The following is a 19,293-nucleotide window of genomic DNA, read 5'->3' as shown; positions in this document are numbered from 1 at the left end:
CCGTGTTGACTGACAGGTAGACGTTGGGAAAGCCCGATTCAAGCTGATCCCATGTCTCCCGGCTTCCCCGATCCGGAATTGTTTTCCAATATCCGCAGCGCGGCGTCCATCATCGCATCGTCGAGCGACAGGATGTGCGGGCCCTCGGTGAAGAGGAGCGCCGCGCGCACCGGCCTGTCGGGAAAGAGCGGAGCGACGAGCGCCCGGTAGATGGCGAGCTGGCGGATATATTCGCGCGGGACGGTCTCGAGGGTCCGCGGCGGCGGTCGGTTCGTCTTGTAGTCGACGATCAGGACCTCGTGCGCGCCGACGGCGAGCCGGTCGATCGTGCCGTTCACCGCAAAGTCGGTCGCGCCGATGCGCACGGTTCCGGCAATGGCGACTTCCGCCCGGCTGGTCGGCGAGAAGAGCGGCGCGAAGCGTGCGTCTTCCATGACCGTGTGGACGGAGCGAAGCAGCGCCTCCCGGTCCTCCTCGCCGACGCCGGGAAGGGCCCTTTCGGCGTAGGCGCGCGCGATCTCCCGCCGCCCCTCGGGAGCGATCGTCGGCAGATGCTGCAACAGGCGGTGGACGAGAAGGCCGCGCCGGATGCCGAGCGTGCGTGCGGCGGACGTGCCGAGCACCGGCGAGAGGCCGGCCTCGTCCGGCTCCCCCACCGCCTCACCGGGCGGCGGGGCCGAAGCTTCGTCCGCCGCGTCCGCGTCGAAGGCCGCGCCGGCGGAGGACGGGGTGAGGGGGCGCGGCGGAAGCGGCTCATCGTCCAGCTTCGACAGATCGAGCGTTCGCAGCGGCAGTTCTTCGCTCGCGGGACGCAGGCTTCCGGCCTCGCCGGTTCGCCGCGAGCCGATGCGCCAGCCGCACAGGTTTCCGCTCGCGTCCACAATCTCGCTCGCTTCCGATTTCAGCGCGGTCTCGACACGCTCGCGCCAGGCGTTCTCGTCGGGGCCGCGCGTGCCGGCCGTGCCGCAGATGACGAGGCGTTCCGCCGCCCTCGTCATGCCGACATAGAGAAGCCGTCGATATTCCTCTTCCGCGTGCCGCTTCTCGGCCTCGCGCAGGGCCGCGATCGCGGACGTCTCCACCTTGCTCGAAGCCCGCCACAACAGGCCGGGCGCCTGCCCGTCGACGAGGCCGGGCATCGTGTCCCACCGCATCAGCCGCGATCCGTGCGAGCCGTGAAAGGGGGCCGCGCCCGGATCGACGAGGAAGACGACCGGGGCTTCGAGACCTTTCGAAGCGTGGGTCGTCATGATGCGGACTTCGCCGGCACCGGCATCCATCTGCCGCTTGACCTCCGGCGGGCTCTGTTCGAGCGCGCTGAGGAATGCGTCGAGGCCCGAGACGCCCGCCGCTTCCTCGGACAGAGCGAGATCGAGAAACGCGTCGACCACGTCCCCGGTATCGCGGCCGAGCCGGGCCATGAGCCTGGCGCGGCCGCCTTCGGGCCCCAGAATGCGGGCGTAGAAGGCGAAGACCGACTGGAAGCCGGTGCGGTTGCGCAATTCGTCGAGCCGGTCGATCGCAACCTTCGCCTTGCGCAACAGGTCGCGCGCGCGCGCACCGTCGGGGAAGACGTCCGGAATCCGGCCCGGCCCCTCGGGACCGGCGAGGCGGCGCAGCCCGCCCGACAGATGTTCGCCCGGCCCCCGCGACAAGGCGAGCGCCATCAGCTCGTCATCGTCGAATTCGAAGAGCGGACTTTTCAGGAGCGCCGCCAGGGACAGGTCGTCCTCGTAGTTCGTCGCGACGCGCCCCAGCGCGACGAGGTCCTGCACCGCGATATGCTCGGTGATGGTGATCCGGTCGGTGCCCGCGACCGCGATGTCCGCGTCCCGCAGGGCGGCCGCCATGGCGGGGATGAAATTCGTCCGCTTGCGCACGAGGATCATGACGTCGCCGGCATGAAGCGGGCGCATTTCGCCTTTCTCGACCACCGGATCGCCGAGCCACTCCTTGATCTGAAGCGCGATCCGCAGGGAGAGGCGATAGGCCGGCGAGGAGGTCGGCTCCTCGTCCATCGGCGCGCGCCAGTCGTCGGGCTCGGGCGCGCTGTCGGCCCTGAACGTCGGCCAGATCTCGACGAGCCCTTCGCCGTCCTTTCGCGCCGAGGTATGGGCGGGCGCCTCGCCGCTCGTCGAAAGACCCTCCCGGTTCTGCGGGTCCGCGAACACCGTGTCGACCGCGCCGAGAACGGTCTGGAGCGTGCGGAAGGACTGGTTCAGCGAGACCTTCCGGAAGACCAGTCCGGCACTCTGCGCCCTTTCTTCGACCGCGCGGCGTTCCTCGTCGAACTTTTTCGGCGAGGCGCCCTGGAAGGAGTAGATCGACTGTTTCTCGTCCCCGACCGCGAACACCGTGCGCGTGCGGTTGTGGCTCGACCGCCCGACGAAAAACTCGTCGACGAGCTGGCGCATCACCTCCCACTGGCGCGGGCTCGTATCCTGCGCTTCGTCGATGAGGATATGGTCGATGCCCTGATCCAGCTTGTAGTGCACCCAGCTCGCCGCTTGCGAACGTGAGAGGAGGTCTGCGGTGCGCGCGATGAGATCGGTGAAATCGAGCCGGCCCCGGCGGCGCTTCATCACGGCATAGTCGCGCTCGAGCGCGTCGGCGATGACGAGGGCGGCGCGGCTGGCGCGAAAGAGCTTCAGCGCGGCGAGCCGGTCCTCGGCCGCTTCGACGAACGTTTGCGCCCGGTCCAGCCGGTCCTCGAGGTCCGGCACCTCGCCGGTCACGGCCTTGGTGGCCACGGAAGCGACGCTGCGCCGCCCGCCGGCCTGCGTCATGACGATCTGCCTCAGGACGTGCAGGGCGTCGAGCGGCCCGGCGGCGTCTTTCAACGCGGGCAGGAGCCCTGCGAGACGAACGTCCGTTTTCTTGTCGCTCAGGCCCGCGACGTGCTGCAGGACCTCGCAGAAGCTTCGATCGAAGCCCGGAACCGGGCCGAGCGCGGCAACGATGCTGGCGTCGTCCTCATCGGGATCGATGTCGAGCGCCTCCGCCAGGAACGCCACCGCGCCGCCCAGCCCGCCGCACCCGTCGATGTGGCGGCGGATATCGTCGCGCTTCTGGACGATCTCGCCGAGCAACCCGTCGAAGCCGAACTCGCCGCCGATCGCCAGCGCCTCGGCAAAGGCGTCCCGCAGATCCTGCGCGGCCTCACGCCCGGCCGACAGCGCCGCGGCGCCGGTGATCAGCCGGCGCTTGACCTCGCCGAGCATCAGCTGGCTTTCGGTATCGTCGAGGACCTCGAAATGGCCCGCGACGTTCGCCTCGAGCGGAAACTGATGCAGGATCGCTTCGCAAAAGGCGTGGATCGTCTGGATCTTCAGGCCGCCGGGCGTCTCGAGCGCGCGCGCGAAGAGCTGGCGTGCCTGCGCGATTCGTTCGGGCGCCGGCCGCGTCTTCTCGAGCGCCTCGATCTGCGCGAGAAGATCGGCCTCCGGCATGGTCGCCCAGGCGCTCAACCGCTTGAACACCCGGTTCGACATTTCCGCCGCCGCCGCCTTGGTGAAGGTGAGGCAAAGGATCCGCGACGGATCGAAACCGGCGAGCAGCAGCCGGACGACCCGTTCGGTGAGGACATGGGTCTTGCCCGCCCCGGCATTGGCCGAGACGAAGACCGAAAGGTTCGGATCGGCGGCGATGCGCTGCTGCTGCGTTGTATGGTCGCTGACGGCAAAGGCGCTCATTCGTCCGATGCTCCTTCGCTGGTCCCGCCCGCGACCGCCCATTCGCGCGCTCTTGCCAGATGATCGTAATCGCCCGAGAAATCGCCCGCGAAAGCAGGGCGGAAGCGCGAGGTGAACGGGGTCGCTGGGTCGAGGAAACTTGCGGCCAGGCGCTCGAACTTCTCGATGGCGCGCTGCGAAAGTTCGGTCGGGTCGCTCCCCTCGCTCGTCTTCGTGGCCGCCCTTGCAAGGCTTTCCTCGTAGACCTCGCGTTCGCGCAGACGCACATAGGAAAGGTCGTGAAGACGCGTCGCGTCCTTGCAGAGCTCGAAACCGCCGCGCAGCACCATGCCGCCCTCCAGCGGCAGTTGCGGCGACAGCAGGCTGCGCACCTGCGCAAGGGACGGGCCGGCGCCGGTCTTGAAATCGACGATGTGGATCGCCCCGTCCGTCATCACGTCGAGCCTGTCGGCCTTGCCCGTCAGCCGGGTTTTAATCGCCGGGAAGTCGAGGCCACCGCCGATTTCGGCATGGCGCACCGCGATCCGGGGATCGCGCGCCCGCTCCCACTCGAGATAGCCCTTCGCGATCGCTTCCATGCGCGGCCACCAGAAGGCCTCGATGTCCGGCGGCAGGGCTTCGGTGTCGAAATGGGTGCGGGCGATATCGAGAAGGGTTTGAAGCGCCGTGTCCGCCATCGGATCGTTGCCGGACGTCGCGAAGTCGGCGAGGATCGCGTGGTAGAGCGTGCCTCGCTCCATGGCATCGGGCGAGCGCATCAGCGGATCGAGCGGTTCGAGCTTCATGATGCGCCTGGCGTGGACCGCGTAAGGATCGCGGATCAGCCGCTCGACCTCCGTCACCGAATAGCCTCTCGGCCGCAACTCCACCGGAGGCCTCGGTTCCGGTCGCACCGCACGCGCGACCGGTTCGGCCGCCTCCAGCCCGCGCGCGGCCTCGAGATAGACCGACCCACGCCGTGCCAGAGCCTCGGACCGGCGGGGGCCTGCGAGCGCCGCGATGCGCTGGATCCAGCGCGCCGCGATCGTCGGCGCGCCGTCCTGGCGCAGCGAGCGTGTCAGGATCACGCGCCTTGCGCCCATCGCCATCCAGAAATCATGGGCGGCAAGGCCGATGCGACGCTCGGGCGGGTCGAGCGCGATGTCCCGCCGCATCATGCGCGACAGGAACGCGCCGCTCCTGGCGCCGGCCGGCCAGGTGCCTTCGTTCAGACCGCCGAGAATCACGGTGTCGACGCTCTGCAGGCGTGCTTCGAGGGTTCCCCAGACGAAGGCCCTGGCCGAGAGGCCGCCGCGCGGGCGCACCGTGACGCCGGTCATCAGGGCGTCGATCACGTCCTCCAGTTCGCCGGACGCGAACGCGAAGTCGGTCCGGGGCGCATCGACGAGATCGGACATGAACGCCTGGAACGCGTGGCCCGCTTCTTCGGCGTAGAGTTCATGCGCCCGCCCGCTCTCGTCGCGGTCGAGCGCTTCGAGAACCTGGGTGAGGATGCGGGCATAGTCGGGCAATTCGCGCGGATCGTCGCCGCGCAGCGCGATCAGCGGGGCGATCGCCGCCTCGAACCTTGCCGCATAAAGGAGCGCGAGTTCGCGATCGGCGCCGGAGACCAGCCGTGCGGGCCGGCTCAGCCGAACGCCGCCGCGCTCGCCGCCGCCCGGCGCCCCGCCAATCTCCGGCTCGCCCTGTTCGGCAAGCGCGAGAAGCCGTTCGCCGACGATCGTGGACAGGCGCGCGGCATCGGCGATCTCCACCGTGCCGCGCAGCGCCAGAAGCTCGATCGCGCGCGCCGCCCGGCGGGCTTCGCCCGATGCCATGCCGAGGCGCACCAGCGGATGCTTCAGGAGGGCGAGGAGCGGGATCGGATCGCCCGGCGCGAACGCCACCGAAAGCAGCGTTGCCGCGAGTGTTCCCGGCGCTGTCGCCTTGAGCGGCCGGCCCGCCGAATCATTGGCGCGAATGGCGAATCGTTCCAGTTCGATGACGACCCGGCGCGCAAGGTTGCGATCCGGCGTGACGAGCGCGCAGCTTGCCGCCTCCTCGCACAGCGCGTCGCGCATGGCGCAGGCGATGGCGAGCGCCTCTTCGCGCGGATCGGCCGCCTCGACGAGTTCCAGGCCTTCCAGCGCATCGTCCCCGTAGGATGCAGCGCTCCCGCTCCAGTGCTCGGTCGTCTCGGCGGGCCGCAATGCGTCGGACAGGAAGCGCTCGCGGATCGCGAGGCGATCGTCCGTTGCTGCAAGTTCCGCGACGCTGCCGCGTTCGATCATCATGCCGCTGAGAATGCGCTTCACGCCATATTGCGGATGGCCGGGGGACGCGATCGACACCGTCCGGTCGATCGTGGCGAACGCGGCTTCGCTCAGGTGCATGTCGAGACCCGGCAGGACGACCGCGCCGCGGTCCATGCGCGCGATGGTGCGCATCAGCGCGATCGTCTGCGGTGCCGTCGCGGTGGATCCCGCGATGATGACGGGGCCGGCGGGCGGGTGCGTCCGAAGCCGTTCGACCTCGGAGCGGAGCCATTCGTTCTTGGCGCGCGCACCGCTGATCCGACCATCGGCCTCGAGCCGGTCGGGCCAGTGCCGGGTGACGATGGTCAGAAAGGTGAGGGTGAGACGCCACCATTCGGCGAGATCGTCCGGCGCAAGTTCTGACAGCTGCGAGAAGGCGACCCCTTCGGTCTCGATCTCGTCGAGCAGCACGCCGAGATCGCCGGCGAGATGGAGCGCGTCGGCGGCGGACGCCGGCAGAATCACGTCCTCGCCCACGAGCGCCTTCAGTTCGGCCTCCCGCGTCATCGTGCGCCATCGGCGCACCAGCCGCGCAAGCTCCAGGCGCCGTTCGAGTTCGCCCATGATCGGCTGGAGCGCCATCGCCGGATCGGCCCCTTGCAGGAGTTCGGCTTCCTCGCCTTCGCCGATCGTCCGGATCTGCGGCAGGATCGCCGCCTGGCCGCCGAGCCGGTCCTGGAAGGCGATGGCGAGCGCGCGCGCCGCGCGCCGGCTCGGAACGTAGATCAGCACATCGGCAAGGGAGAGCGGGTCGCCGTCGTGACGATAGCCGACGTCCAGCCGGCCGGACAGGAGACCGTCGGCGAGCGTTCGAAGGAAGGGCGACCGGAGCGGGATCGAATAGACGTTTGCGCGCATCCGCGGAACGGTACGGCGTCTCTCCGGATTTGGGAAGAACCGTTCCCGTTTTATTCACGTTTCGCCCGATGCGGTCGCCCGCTTGCTCGCGGCGCGTCCCGGTCTGTTTGGACCCTGCGGCGGCTTACCGGTGAAACGCGGTCTTCAACAGGTTGATCTGCTCGCCGACCGGATTGCCGACGGCGCGCTCCTCATGCTGGTCGGAAAAGCCGTAGAGCTCGCGGTCGAGCAGCGCGATCCGGCGCTCCAGAAGCCTTGCCCGCATGACGAGATCGCGGAAATGGTCGGGCAAGTGGGCGTATTGCTCGTCGGTCGACGTGTCGTACTCGCCGTTGAGGCGAACCTTCTTCTTCTCCGCCTCGACCTGGGCGCGGGTCATGTCGCCCTCGTTGAGCGCGCGCTGGAGGAGAAGCCAGGACGCCATCTGCATGAGGCGCGTCGTCAGCCGCATGGATTCGGCGGCATAGAGCGTCGAGGCCGATTTCGGCAGCATCCTGGAGGCCTTGCGCCCCTCGCCGTCGAGATAGGTGGCGGTCTCGTCGACAAGCTCCATGCCCTCGTCGAACATGGGCTGGAACGCGCGGCTGTGAGCCTTGTGTTCTGCAAGGCAAACCGGCGCGCCGGCCGACTGGCTGTCTTTCGTGCTGTGGCTCATGAACTCGAAAGCTGCTCCACTCGCCTGGCATCGATGATCGTCGCCGGCATGATTTCCGACCGGAAGATGCCGGCTGGCCGTCACAAACACAAGAAACCGCAGACGTAAACGGTTAATGGCGTCTCCTGACCTGTGGATGAATACCACGCCTGGCTTATCGGAAACAGGCGTCGCGTCCCGCAAAGGGCATGGCGCGCGAAAAAAAGAGCCGTTCGAGAAAACGGCTCTCAGAGTTTCAACAGGGAGGCGTCAAACCAGACGCCCGAAGGCGCCTCGTCTGTCCGGCGTCACGGGTCGAAGACCCGCATAGCCGAACTGTGGTGATTAGACCTTGTAAACCTTAATCGACCGTGAAGAGCGGGGCCCGCAACCCTCCCCGGATGGCGAAACCCCGCTAGCTCTCCTGCGCAAACGAGGCAGCGGAGAGATGTTGACATGAGCGAAGGAAGAGACATGCGCGTCGTCGCGATGAACGGGACGGGCGGCCCGGACGTGCTCGTCGTCGAGACGCGCCCGATGCCGGAGCCGGGCGAGGGCGAGATCCGCATCGCGGTCGCCGCGGCCGGGGTCAACCGTCCCGACGTCATGCAGCGCAAGGGGCTCTACCCGGCGCCCGAGGGCGCGCCGGACTGGCCGGGCCTCGAAATCGCAGGCGTCGTCGACGGGCTCGGTGCGGGCGTCTCGCGCTTTGCGGTCGGCGACCGGGTCATGGCCCTCGTGCCGGGCGGCGGCTATGCGGAGGCGGCGACCGTCCACGAGACCAACGTCCTGCATGTGCCGGAGGGGTTGAGCCTTGCCCGGGCGGCGGCCGTTCCGGAAACCTTCATGACCGTCTGGAGCAATGTCTTCATGCGCGCGCGGCTGGCCGAAGGCGAGACCTTTCTCGTCCACGGCGGCACCAGCGGCATCGGCACGACGGCGATCCAGCTTGCGAACGCCTTCGGCGCCCGCGTCTTCGCCACCGCCGGCAGCGACGAGAAGTGCCGGGCCGCCGAGACGCTCGGCGCGGAGGCCTGCTTCAACTACAGGGACACCGATTTCGCCAAGACCCTGCTTGCGCGGACCGAGGGACACGGTGCCGACGTGATCCTCGACATGGTCGGCGGCGACTATGCCAACCGCAACCTCGAATGCGCCGCCATCGAGGGGCGCATCGTGCAGATCGCGTTCCTGAAGGGCCCGAAGGTCGAGATCGATCTCAGCCGGATCATGCTGAAGCGTCTGGTCTTCACCGGGTCGACGCTCAGGGCGCGGCCGGTCGCGTTCAAGGCGGCGATCGTCGCGGAGCTCGAGCGTCAGGTGATGCCGCTCATCGCCGCCGGCAAGCTGGGGCCGGTGATGGAGCGGACCTACCCGCTGGAAGAGGCGGCGAGCGCCCATCGCCATCTCGACGAAGACCATATTGGCAAGATCGTGCTGACGACCGGGCTCGGCGCCTGAGCGCGGGCCGCTTCGAACCCGCCGCCCTCTGCGGCGCCCGAAACGGCCCGTCCGGATTGTCCGGCCGAACGAACCGCCGCGCCGGCCGGGCCTGCCGCGATGTCCGGAGCCGCGCCGCCGAAGGTGCTGCGCATCATCCCGCTCGGGCGCCGCGCTCGGGGCAGGGCAGCCACGTCATGGGCTCGGCGGTATCAGTTTGAAACGGCATGTTGCGGGCGGGCGTTCTAAACCCTATAATGGGGCAAATTCCCGCACATTGTGGTAACGCCCACGCCCCGCCCCAGACCCGGCGGAGCAGAAGAAGGATCGTATTCGTGGCCCAGCAACTCCTGATGCCGAAAGCGACGGCCGTCTGGCTCGTCGACAACACGTCCCTGTCCTTCGAGCAGATTGCCGATTTCTGCCTGATGCATCCGCTGGAGATCAAGGCGATCGCCGACGGCGAGTCGGCGCAGGGGATCAAAGGCCTCGATCCGATCGGCAACGGGCAGCTCACGCGCGCCGACATCGAGAACGCCGAGAAGAACGACAAGCTGAAGCTGAAGCTCGCGCCGCCCAAGGTCCGCGTGCCCGAAGCCAAGCGCAAGGCGCCGCGCTATACGCCGGTGTCCAAGCGGCAGGATCGTCCGAACGCGATTCTCTGGCTGGTGCGCAACCATGCCGAACTCGATAACGCGGCGATTTCGCGCCTCGTCGGCACGACGAAGAACACGATCGAGGCCATTCGCGACCGCTCGCACTGGAACTCGGCCAATCTGGTGCCGATGGATCCGGTGACGCTCGGCCTGTGCACCCAGATCGACCTCGATCTGGAAGTCGAGAAGGCCATGCGCGGCCTGCCGCAGCGGCCCGAGGACCTGGCCGAGGAGGAGCGTCTCCTGTCGGCGTCCCAGACCGAGAACTGGCTGTCCTCCGGCCCGTCCATGGACAAGAAGCCCGACGAGGACCAGGAGCTCGACGCCGCGGCCGTGTTCGCCAAGCTGACCTCGATGAAGAGCAAGCCGGACGAAGACGGCGACAAGGACGATCGCTGAACCGTCGCGATCGGTTCGGGCGTCCCTTTCGATCCGCATCCAGAAAAAGCCGTGCCCGATTCGTTCGGGCGCGGCTTTTTTCATGGCCGCGTTCGGCGGGCGATGGCGTCCATCGCGAAGCTCTCGCCGTTTTTATGGTCAGTAAGCGTATAGTGCTTAAAATAAAAGCATGATGCCCGAATATTGAGATCGTTCGTCAGGCCGCGCCGGTTCGCCGGACGGCGAATGGTTGCAGCGGACGGCGGAGGCCTCGGGCGCCGGTCCAGTATTTCCAAGGGATGCGAAGCAAATGGCACGACGATTGCAAGCTGGGAGGCGAGACCCGTGACGTAAGGAGCGTTTCGCCCGTGCCATCAAATGCCGCCGATCTGGAACTTGCCGATGTCACCAAGGCCTACGGCGATACGCTCGCCGTCGATCACATCTCGCTGAAGATTCCGGCCGGCACCTATTGCTGCCTGCTCGGCCCGTCGGGCTGCGGCAAGTCGTCGACCCTGCGCATGGTGGCCGGCCATGAGTTCATCTCCGACGGCGACATCATGATCGGCAATACGATCGTCAACGATCTGCCGCCCGCCAGGCGGGGCACGGCGATGATGTTCCAGAACTATGCCCTGTTTCCCCATCTCAACGTGCGCGAGAACGTCGCCTTCGCCCTGAAGATGGCGGGCGTCGCCAAGGCCGAGCGCCTGAAGAAGGCCGACGCGATGCTCGCCCTCGTCGACATGGGCGCGTATGCCGAGCGCCTTCCGGCGCAGCTTTCCGGAGGCCAGCAGCAGCGCATCGCGCTCGCCCGCGCGCTCGTCACCAACCCGACCGTTCTCCTCCTCGACGAACCGCTGTCCGCCCTCGACCCGTTCCTGCGCATCCGCATGCGTGCCGAGTTGAAGCGCTATCAGCGCGAGTTCGGCATCTCGTTCGTGCATGTCACCCACAGCCAGGAGGAGGCGATGGCGCTCGCCGATATGGTGGTCGTCATGAACGACGGCCGGATCGAGCAGGTCGGAACCCCGCGCGAGGTCTTCAACAGTCCCCGCACCCGCTTCGTCGCCCAGTTCATGGGCGGCCACAACATCGTTTCCGACGGGGAGGGCGCCTACGCCATCCGCGCCGACAAGCTGAGACTGCTCGCCACCGATCCGTCGGCCGCGGCCGACCGGACGGCGACCGTCTCGGACGTCGAATATCAGGGCATGACGGTGCACGTCGCCCTGAAGCGCGCCGACGGAACGGATCTGCTCGCAACCCTGCCCGAACACGAGTTCGACCGCACGCCGTTCGCCGTCGGCGACACGGTGCAGGTCGGCTGGCATGCCGGCGACCGGCACGTCCTGGCCGCCTGAACCCTCACCTTCGCCTGCATTGAAGACCATCCTCAAAGGGAGCCAGACATGACCGACAAGACCACCACGCCGTTTTCGCGCCGCAGCTTGCTGAAGGGCGGCGTCGCCGTCGCCGGCCTTGCGGCCACGGCGCGGTTCTCCAGCTTTCCGACGCCCGCCATCGCGCAGGAGCCGGTGACCCTGCGCTATCTGTCGACGGCGGTGAACCAGTCGCCGGGAATCGCCGCCAAGGCCAGCGAGGATCTCGGCATCACGATCGAATATATCGCGGTCACCACCGACGACGTCGCCAAGCGCGTGATCACCCAGCCGAACTCGTTCGACCTCGTGGACACGGAATATTTCGCCCTGCCCAAGCTCCTGCCGTCCGGCAACATCATGGGTCTCGACGCCAATCGGATCAAGCTCGCCGACAAGATCGCCTCCGTCCTGCGCAACGGCACGATCGGCGGCAAGAAGGTCGGCATGGACGGCACGGCGCCTGCCGAAACCCTCTATCTGCCGTCCGAAAAGGCGACCGAGTTCGCCGGCGAGGAAACCGGTTTCCTCACCCTCATCCCGACCACCTACAACGCCGATACGCTCGGCATCCGGCCGGACCTCATCGACGGCGAGGTGACGAGCTGGGCCTCACTTCTCGACCCGAAGTTCAAGGGCAAGGCGGCGATCCTCAACATTCCGTCGATCGGCATCATGGACGCGGCGATGGCGATCGAGGCGCGCGGCGACATGACCTACGGCGACAAGGGCAACATGACCCGCGAGGAGATCGACAAGACGATCGCCGCGCTGATCGAGGCCAAGCGCGCCGGCCAGTTCCGCGCCTTCTGGACCGACTTCAACGAAAGCGTGAACCTGATGGCCTCGGGCGAGGTCGTCATCCAGTCCATGTGGTCGCCCGCGATCACCGCCGTGCGCACGCAAGGGATCGAGTGCAGGTACCAGCCGCTGGCGGAGGGCTACCGCGCCTGGGCGTCCGGCTTCGGACTTCCGCCCGCCATCGGCGAGCGCGAGAAGGACGCGGCCTACGAGTTCATCAACTGGTTCCTGTCCGGCTGGGCCGGCGCGCATCTGGCCAAACAGGGCTATTACACCGCCGTTCTCGACACGACGAAGGAGGCCATGGAGCCTTACGAATGGGCCTACTGGTTCGAGGGCAAGCCGGCCGAGCAGGATATCATGTCGCCCGGTGGTCAGCTTCTCGAGAAGGCCGGCGCGACCCGCGACGGCGGCTCCTACGAGGAGCGCATGGGCAAGGTGGCGTGCTGGAACGCGGTCATGGACGAGAACATCTACATGATCCGCAAGTGGAACGAGTTCATTGCGGCCTGACGCCATGACCCGATCGGCCATCACGCACGGAACGGGGGCCCCGGAGACATCCGGGGCCGCCGCGATCTCGCCGAAGGCGCGCAAAAGGCGCAAGGCACGCGCGAGCTGGACGCCCGCATGGGTCGCCTATCTGCAGGCCGCGCCGATGGCGCTGGTCTTTCTCCTGTTCTTCGTCCTGCCGCTGGCCGCGACCTTCGTCGTCTCGTTCTGGAACTATACCGAATATTCCATCGTGCCGGCATTCGTGACGACCAACTATTCGGATGTCTTCTACGGCTGCGCGGCGAGCCTGCCGAGCCTGTGCACCACCTTCGCGACCTATCTTTCGACCTTGAAGTTCGTGGCGATCGTCTGGGTGGCGACGCTGCTGATCGGCTTTGCCGTCGCCTATTTCCTGTGCTTCCATGTTCGCACCCTGCCGATGCAGATCGCGCTGTTCATGGTCTGCACGATCCCGTTCTGGACCTCGAACGTCATCCGCATGATCTCGTGGATCCCGCTGCTGGGACGCAACGGGCTCGTCAACGAGACGCTGCAGTCGGTGGGCCTCATCGATGCGCCGCTCGAATGGCTGCTCTATTCCGATTTCGCCGTCGCGCTCGCGCTGATCCACCTCTATACCCTGTTCATGGTGGTGCCGATCTTCAACTCGATGATGCGCATCGACAAGGCGCTGGTCGAGGCGGCCTACGATGCGGGCGCGTCAGGCTGGCAGACCCTGACCAACGTCGTCATTCCGCTGGTCAAGCCCGGCATCGTCATCGGCTCCATCTTCGTCGTCACCATCGTGACCGGCGACTATCTCACCATCGGCATCATGGGCGGCCAGCAGATCGCCTCGGTCGGCAAGATCATCCAGACCCAGATCAATTTCCTGCAATTCCCGATCGCCGCCGCCAACGCCATCGTGCTTCTCGCCGTCGTCCTCTTGACGATCTGGGGCATGCTGCGCCTCGTCGATATCCGCAAGGAGCTGTAAAAAGACCCATGGCGACCAGACCCATGCCCCGCGAGGAGCGGCGCCCACGCAGCTTCTACGCGCTCGCCGCGTTCTTCGCGCTCTTCGTGGTGTTCCTCTACGGCCCCGTTGTGACGATCCTCGCCTTGTCCTTCCAGGGCCCGTCGGGCGGCCTGACATTTCCCATGAACGGCGTCTCGCTCTACTGGTTCGAGCGGCTGTGGGGCGGCGGCGGCACGGTGGATATCGGCTCGGCCTTCCGGCGCTCGCTGGCGCTCGGGCTGACGGTGATGGTGCTGACGGTGGTGATCTCGGTGCTGGCGGGCCTTGCCTTCCGCAAGCGTTTCCATGGCGCGAGCGCACTGTTCTACATCGCGGTCGCCAGCCTCATCGTGCCCTCCATCGTCGTCTCTCTCGGAATCGCGCTGGAATTCCGCATCCTCGACGAGATCCTGCGGCCCTATCTCAGCGCACTCGGCCTCGTCTCGGAGCGCGGCAACTCGCTCGGACTGTTCACCTCCGGGCTCGGGGCGCACCTGTCCTGGACGCTGCCCTTCGGCCTTCTCATCATGTTCGCGGTCTTCAACCGGCTCGACAAATCCTACGAAGAGGCCGCGCGCGATCTCGGTGCGACCAACTGGCAGAGCTTCCGCCATGTCGTCCTGCCGATGATCGCGCCCTTTCTCATCGGCATCGCGCTGTTCGGCTTCACCCTGTCCTTCGACGAGATCGCCCGTTCCAGCCAGGCCATGGGGGCGACCAACACGCTGCCCCTCGAGCTTGCCGCCCTCACCACCACGGTGACGACGCCGGAGATCTACGCGCTCGGTACGTCGGTGACGGCGGTCTCCTTCACGGTGATCTTCGGCACGCTCGCAGCCTTTCTCTCCCTCCAGCGGCGGCGCAGGCGCCGGGCGAAGGGATAGGTCCTGTTGCCGATGGGTGGCAGCACTCCCGGCCATGGCATGCAAGGAATCAATCACTTGCATTACGGAAACGGGATCAGGCGGACATGTCCGCCCTCCGAGGCCAGGGGCGCTGGAAAGTCATGCGAATTTCGATCGTCAACCCGAACTCCACCCGGTCCATGACCGATACCGTCGCCAAGGCGGCCCGGCAGGCGGCGGCGCGGGGCACCGAGATCCTCGCCTACCAGAACGATGCCGGACCGCTGTCGATCGAGGGCTATGTCGACGGCGCGCACGCCGTTCCGGGCCTTCTCCACGCTTTGGCGGTCGCCGAGAGCGATGGCGCCGAAGCCCATATCATCGCCTGCTTCGACGATACGGGCCTCGATGCCGCCCGCTCCATGCTCACCGGTCCGGTCATCGGCATTGGTGAGGCGGGCGCACGCATGGCAAGCCTCGTCGCGCGGCGTTTCTCGGTGGTGACGACGCTGTCCGTCTCGGTCCCGATCCTGGAGGACAATCTGGCCCGTGCCGGTCTGGCCGGCAATTGCGCGAGCGTTCGCGCCAGCGAGATTCCGGTTCTGGCGCTCGACACCGACCCGGAGGCGGCCGACGCCAAGATCGGCGCCGAGATCGAAAGGGCCATCACGCAGGACCGCGCCGAGGCGATCGTCCTGGGATGCGCCGGCATGGCGGATATGGCCGCCGATCTCTCCGCACGCTTCGGCGTTCCCGTCATAGACGGCGTCGCGTCGGCCGTGAAGCTGATGGAGGGCGCCCTGACGATGGGCCTCAAGACCTCCAAGCGCGGCGGCTACGCCGCGCCGCGGGTGAAGCAGGACGCGCGCCTCGCCGTTCCCGCCTGACCCGAGCATCTGCCATCCCGGCCGCCTCCGTGTGCCATCGTCCGGCATGGCAAGGGTCGCCGGGAGCGACCGGAGCATCGTGCGTGGCTTCAGACACACGATGCTGCGGCCATGTCCTCGACGTCCCCCCATCAAGCTTTGCGAAAATCGATTCCGATCTCCTGGCCGATGCTCTAGGATGCCGGCCCGGAACCGAAGCGGTCAGGAACGGGGTGAGGGCATGAACCGGCGCGATTTCACATGGGGCGCGGCGGCGCTGGGCGTCGGCATCGCCGCGACGGGGGGACTGGGCCGCGCCGAGACGCTGCGCGACACCGGTGTCACGACCGTCAGCGACGGATCCCTGAGCCTTTCGCGGGCGTTCCTTCTGCCCAACGGCATTCCCGACACCGCTTCGAATGCGGCCCGTGCCGCCATTGCGGCATCGGACAGGCTGACCGTCTCCTGCAACGTCACGGCCCTGCACCGGCCCGAAGGCGTCGTGATCTTCGATGCGGGCGCCGGCCCCAATTTCATGGCGAGCGCCGGACGGCTCTCCGAGACGCTGCCGCAGGCCGGAATCGCGCTTGCCGATGTGACCGACATCGTTTTCACCCACGCCCATCCCGACCATATCTGGGGGGTGATCGACGCCTTCGACGACCTGCTCTTTCCCGGGGCCCGCTACCATATCGGCGAGGCCGAGTGGGACTATTGGCGCTCGGATACGGCAATGGCCAGCGCGGGCAGCGAACGGCAGAATTTCTTCATCGGCGCGCGCAATCGGTTCGACGCCATCGAAGCGCGCACGCGCCTCTTCAAGCCGAACGCGGAAGTCCTGTCCGGCATCGAGGCGGTCGGCGCGGCGGGGCACACGCCCGGCCATACGGCGTTCGTCGTTCACGGCGCGGTCCCCACCATGATCGTCGGGGACGCGATCGCCAACGATCCCGTGTCGTTCGAGGCGCCCGGCACCGCCTGGGGCGCCGATCACGACCCGCAGATGGGCGCGCAGACCCGGACGCGGCTGCTCGATCGGCTGGCAAGCGAGACCATGCGGTTCGTCGGCTTCCACCTTCCGGCCGGCGGTCTCGGACGGGTCGAGCGCCAGGGGCGCGCCTACCGCTACGTGGCCGAGGGCTGAGAGCGGCGGCGCGCAGCGTCGGCCGACAGGCCGGGCTCGCGGACAGGGATGATGGCCTCGCCATTCGCTCGCGATTGCCGCGTCGGGTCTCCAAGCTCGCCGGAAAGCGGTTGCGATGGGGGCCGTTCACCTGCCATGGCTGCGGTGAAGCCGGGCTCGACGACCGCGTCGCGCGCCGCACGAAAAAAGGAGACATCATGCTCGATGTGGGCTTTGGCGCCGCGTTTCTGGCCGGCCTGCTTTCCTTCGTCTCCCCATGCGTCCTGCCCATCGTGCCGCCCTATCTCGCTTATCTCGCGGGCCTCGGCTTCGATCAGCTTCGGGCGAGCGGCGACGATCCGGCGATCGCACGGCGCATCGTTCGCGCCGCGCTCGCCTTCGTTCTCGGCTTTACCACCGTCTTCGTGGCGCTCGGCGCGACCGCCAGCTTCATCGGCCAGGCCCTTGCGGAATGGTTCGACACCCTCTCGGTGATCGCGGGCGTTCTCATCATCGCGATGGGGCTGCACTTTCTCGGGCTCTTCAGGCTGGCGCTGTTCGCGCGCGAGGCCCGTGTCGCGGTGTCGGCGAGGCCAGCGGGGCCGCTCGGCGCCTACGTCATGGGCCTTGCCTTCGCGTTCGGCTGGACTCCGTGCGTCGGCCCGGTGCTGGCCGCCATTCTCTTCGTCGCCGGCAGCGAGGAGACCCTGGCGCGCGGCGCCGGCCTGCTCGCCACCTACTCCCTCGGCATCGGCCTGCCCTTCATGCTGGCCGCCCTGTTCGCGACACGCTTCCTGGCCCTCGCGTCGCGCCTCCGCAGGCATATGGGAAACGTCGAGACGATCATGGGCGGCGCGCTGGTCGTCACCGGCATCCTGTTCGTCACCGGCCAGATGTCGGCGATCGCCTTCTGGCTGCTCGAGACGTTTCCCGTCTTCTCGGCGATCGGCTGACGCGCCGGGCCTCGTGCCGGCCTCCGGTTTTCGGGTCGCCCGGCGCGGTGGGAAAAACCATCGGCGCGGGGGCAGTGCAATTTCGTCGCCGCGCGCTGTAGGCTGGCTGCGAAAACCGGCGTTCGACGCAAAGGAGAATCATGTCATGCGCAAGACCTGGCTGCTGGCCGCCTTGCTGACCATCGCCGCGGCGGGCGCGGCGCCTGCTGCCGAGATCGGCGACGACGGGCTGCACAAGCAGGACTGGTTCCAGCTGACCTTCAAGGATGTCGCCGAGGACATCGAAAGCGCGAAGGCCGAGGGCAAGCGGCTCGCGATCCTGTTCGAACAGCGCGGATGCATCTATTGCATCAGGATGCACGAGGAGGTGTTCTCCGATCCGGACGTCGCCGCCTATATCGAGGCGAACTTCCATATCGTCCAGTACAACCTCTATGGCGACGAGGCGGTGACGGACCTGGACGGCGAGACCTTGAGCGAAAAGACGGCGGTGCGCCGCTGGGGGGTCGTGTTCACGCCGACGATCCTGTTCCTGCCGGAGGATGCGCCGGACGGCGGCACGGTCGCCGAGGCGGCCGTCGCCACCATGCCTGGCGCGTTCGGCAAGGAGATCGTCCTCCACATGTTCGAATGGGTGAAGGCCAAGCGCTACGAGACGGGCGAACATTTCCAGGCCTACCATGCCCGAAGGCTCGCCGAGGCAAAGGCATCGGCCGAGGCAAAGGCATCAGGGGAGGGCGCACGCTAATCCGCGCTCCGCCCGTCCGGCGGACTTCGTCGTCGCGGGCCGGACGCTGAGGTTCGGGCCGTGTCGCAAACGTCCAATCAGCCCGCCAAGGTTTCGCTCCAAGCGATCGTTTCGGGCTCTGGTGCGCTTTGAAGGCCCGAAGATCTGCGCGTTGCCATCGTTCCGGCTGCGGACCCGTCCACGCGCCGAGCATGCCGAAGTCCCGCATCGGCCACGGCCCGAGGCATCGGCCCGAAGATCGGGCGGGATGTTCGGAACGCCCGATGCGTGAGATCGAAACGATCGTGAGACCATCCCTTGCGTCTGAAGAGACGCAAGGGATGGTCTAGCGGGCGGCCTTGCAGCTCGGCCGGTAGGTCAGCACCGGCCAGCGATCGCTGCGCACCGCCTGCTGGCGGATCCAGCCGGAAAAGTTCGCGACCTGTGCACGGCACCAGTTCACGCCGTCCTGCGTGGTGCACTCGTCGACCACGACGCAGGTGTTGGCCGGAATGGTGGCGACCACGTCCGCGTCGCTCTTGGCCTGCGAACGGGCGTTGAGGGCAACCAGAACCGCGGCCCGTGCCACGCCGTCCTCGGCCGAAGCCTGCGGCGCGGTCAGATCGTCGGGTTTGGCGCAGCTGGCCGTGTAACCCAGATAGACGCAGGACGGCTGGGCGCCCGCGGATGCGGCACGCGGCGGCGCCGTTTCGACGATACGGTCGAACACGACGTTTCCATCCGCCGTGTCGCCGCTCAGGCGGGTCTGGTTTCCGCCCATGAGGGCGACCACGTCCCCGTCGGCCCGCACGAGCGCCAACTGATTGTTGACGATCGACCAGCGCACGAGGTCCGAAAGGGCGCCACCGCACCGCGAGGCGTCGAGGTCATAGCCCGATTCCACCGCATCCGGCTTCAGATCGAGCCGGCACGCGCCCTCGTCGGTGTAGCTCGGATCCAGCGTCTGCCACTGGCCCGCGAATGCGGCGACGAAATCGGCCTCGCTCTGCGCGGCCGCCGGTGAAACGGCGGCCGCGAGAAGAACGACGGCGCCGATGATCATGGATTTCGACATTTCCCGTTCCCCCGTCGAATGTCGTCTGCTCGTATGGTGTTCGTTGAAGCCGGCGC

The 19,293-nt window shown here is 67.4% G+C and carries 14 protein-coding genes; 10 read left to right on the top strand and 4 right to left on the bottom strand.

Features of this window, described 5'->3' with window-relative positions; translation table 11 throughout:
* Positions 1-38: 38 nt before the first annotated feature.
* From addA to rcdA, 3 genes are all read right to left on the bottom strand, one after another.
* Entirely contained in the window at positions 39-3,692 is a 3,654-nt protein-coding gene (addA, locus tag U0C82_RS04075) for a double-strand break repair helicase AddA (protein ID WP_322185775.1), read from the bottom strand.
* Positions 3,689-6,844, bottom strand: a complete 3,156-nt coding sequence (addB, locus tag U0C82_RS04070; protein ID WP_322185774.1) for a double-strand break repair protein AddB — start codon at positions 6,842-6,844, stop codon at positions 3,689-3,691. Before addB ends, addA begins: the two co-directional genes overlap by 4 nt.
* Before the next feature lie 124 nt (positions 6,845-6,968).
* Positions 6,969-7,499 (bottom strand): protease adaptor protein RcdA, encoded by a 531-nt coding sequence (gene rcdA, locus U0C82_RS04065; protein WP_322185773.1) that lies wholly within the window; start codon positions 7,497-7,499, stop codon positions 6,969-6,971.
* 435 nt (positions 7,500-7,934) lie between these two features.
* On the opposite strand from rcdA, the gene U0C82_RS04060 reads away from it, so the two are divergent.
* From U0C82_RS04060 to U0C82_RS04015, 10 genes are all read left to right on the top strand, one after another.
* A complete protein-coding gene (locus U0C82_RS04060; RefSeq protein ID WP_322185772.1) occupies positions 7,935-8,939 on the top strand; it encodes an NAD(P)H-quinone oxidoreductase in 1,005 nt (334 codons plus the stop codon).
* Between the two features lie 314 nt (positions 8,940-9,253).
* Complete coding sequence (locus U0C82_RS04055) at positions 9,254-9,973, top strand: DUF1013 domain-containing protein (protein ID WP_322185771.1); 720 nt, start codon at positions 9,254-9,256, stop codon at positions 9,971-9,973.
* Positions 9,974-10,320: 347 nt separating this feature from the next.
* Positions 10,321-11,316 carry an ABC transporter ATP-binding protein gene (locus U0C82_RS04050; protein ID WP_322185770.1) on the top strand — a complete coding sequence of 332 codons (996 nt, stop codon included), beginning with the start codon at positions 10,321-10,323 and terminating at the stop codon, positions 11,314-11,316.
* 48 nt (positions 11,317-11,364) lie between these two features.
* Positions 11,365-12,648, top strand: coding sequence for an ABC transporter substrate-binding protein (locus tag U0C82_RS04045; RefSeq protein WP_322185769.1), 1,284 nt, complete (start codon positions 11,365-11,367; stop codon positions 12,646-12,648).
* A 4-nt stretch (positions 12,649-12,652) separates the two neighbouring features.
* The gene (locus U0C82_RS04040) at positions 12,653-13,627 is read left to right on the top strand and encodes an ABC transporter permease (RefSeq protein WP_416186610.1); all 975 of its coding nucleotides are present in this window, start codon (positions 12,653-12,655) and stop codon (positions 13,625-13,627) included.
* 8 nt (positions 13,628-13,635) lie between these two features.
* A complete protein-coding gene (locus tag U0C82_RS04035; RefSeq protein WP_322185768.1) occupies positions 13,636-14,532 on the top strand; it encodes an ABC transporter permease in 897 nt (298 codons plus the stop codon).
* Positions 14,533-14,654: 122 nt separating this feature from the next.
* Positions 14,655-15,380, top strand: a complete 726-nt coding sequence (locus U0C82_RS04030) for an aspartate/glutamate racemase family protein (RefSeq protein ID WP_322185973.1) — start codon at positions 14,655-14,657, stop codon at positions 15,378-15,380.
* A gap of 220 nt (positions 15,381-15,600) precedes the next feature.
* Positions 15,601-16,503 carry an MBL fold metallo-hydrolase gene (locus U0C82_RS04025; RefSeq protein WP_322185767.1) on the top strand — a complete coding sequence of 301 codons (903 nt, stop codon included), beginning with the start codon at positions 15,601-15,603 and terminating at the stop codon, positions 16,501-16,503.
* A gap of 197 nt (positions 16,504-16,700) precedes the next feature.
* Complete coding sequence (locus U0C82_RS04020; protein ID WP_322185766.1) at positions 16,701-17,435, top strand: cytochrome c biogenesis CcdA family protein; 735 nt, start codon at positions 16,701-16,703, stop codon at positions 17,433-17,435.
* A gap of 145 nt (positions 17,436-17,580) precedes the next feature.
* Positions 17,581-18,183 carry a thioredoxin family protein gene (locus U0C82_RS04015; RefSeq protein WP_322185765.1) on the top strand — a complete coding sequence of 201 codons (603 nt, stop codon included), beginning with the start codon at positions 17,581-17,583 and terminating at the stop codon, positions 18,181-18,183.
* Positions 18,184-18,508: 325 nt separating this feature from the next.
* Here U0C82_RS04015 and U0C82_RS04010 read toward each other — a convergent pair whose 3' ends face one another.
* The gene (locus U0C82_RS04010) at positions 18,509-19,237 is read right to left on the bottom strand and encodes an SH3 domain-containing protein (RefSeq protein ID WP_322185764.1); all 729 of its coding nucleotides are present in this window, start codon (positions 19,235-19,237) and stop codon (positions 18,509-18,511) included.
* Positions 19,238-19,293 lie beyond the last annotated feature (56 nt).

The sequence above is a fragment of the Fulvimarina uroteuthidis genome (genome assembly GCF_034321785.1).
GTDB classification, from domain to species: Bacteria; Pseudomonadota; Alphaproteobacteria; order Rhizobiales; family Rhizobiaceae; genus Fulvimarina; species Fulvimarina uroteuthidis.
This window is presented reverse-complemented; position numbering and strand designations above follow the sequence as displayed.

Coding starts and splice junctions, on each gene's coding strand:
- U0C82_RS04060 (WP_322185772.1), top strand. CDS start 7,935: ATGAGCGAAGGAAGAGACATGCGCGTCGTCGCGATGAACGGGACGGGC.
- U0C82_RS04035 (WP_322185768.1), top strand. CDS start 13,636: ATGGCGACCAGACCCATGCCCCGCGAGGAGCGGCGCCCACGCAGCTTC.
- addB (WP_322185774.1), bottom strand. CDS start 6,844: ATGCGCGCAAACGTCTATTCGATCCCGCTCCGGTCGCCCTTCCTTCGA.
- U0C82_RS04030 (WP_322185973.1), top strand. CDS start 14,655: ATGCGAATTTCGATCGTCAACCCGAACTCCACCCGGTCCATGACCGAT.
- addA (WP_322185775.1), bottom strand. CDS start 3,692: ATGAGCGCCTTTGCCGTCAGCGACCATACAACGCAGCAGCAGCGCATC.
- U0C82_RS04040 (WP_416186610.1), top strand. CDS start 12,653: ATGACCCGATCGGCCATCACGCACGGAACGGGGGCCCCGGAGACATCC.
- U0C82_RS04015 (WP_322185765.1), top strand. CDS start 17,581: ATGCGCAAGACCTGGCTGCTGGCCGCCTTGCTGACCATCGCCGCGGCG.
- U0C82_RS04025 (WP_322185767.1), top strand. CDS start 15,601: ATGAACCGGCGCGATTTCACATGGGGCGCGGCGGCGCTGGGCGTCGGC.
- U0C82_RS04020 (WP_322185766.1), top strand. CDS start 16,701: ATGCTCGATGTGGGCTTTGGCGCCGCGTTTCTGGCCGGCCTGCTTTCC.
- U0C82_RS04045 (WP_322185769.1), top strand. CDS start 11,365: ATGACCGACAAGACCACCACGCCGTTTTCGCGCCGCAGCTTGCTGAAG.
- rcdA (WP_322185773.1), bottom strand. CDS start 7,499: ATGAGCCACAGCACGAAAGACAGCCAGTCGGCCGGCGCGCCGGTTTGC.
- U0C82_RS04010 (WP_322185764.1), bottom strand. CDS start 19,237: ATGTCGAAATCCATGATCATCGGCGCCGTCGTTCTTCTCGCGGCCGCC.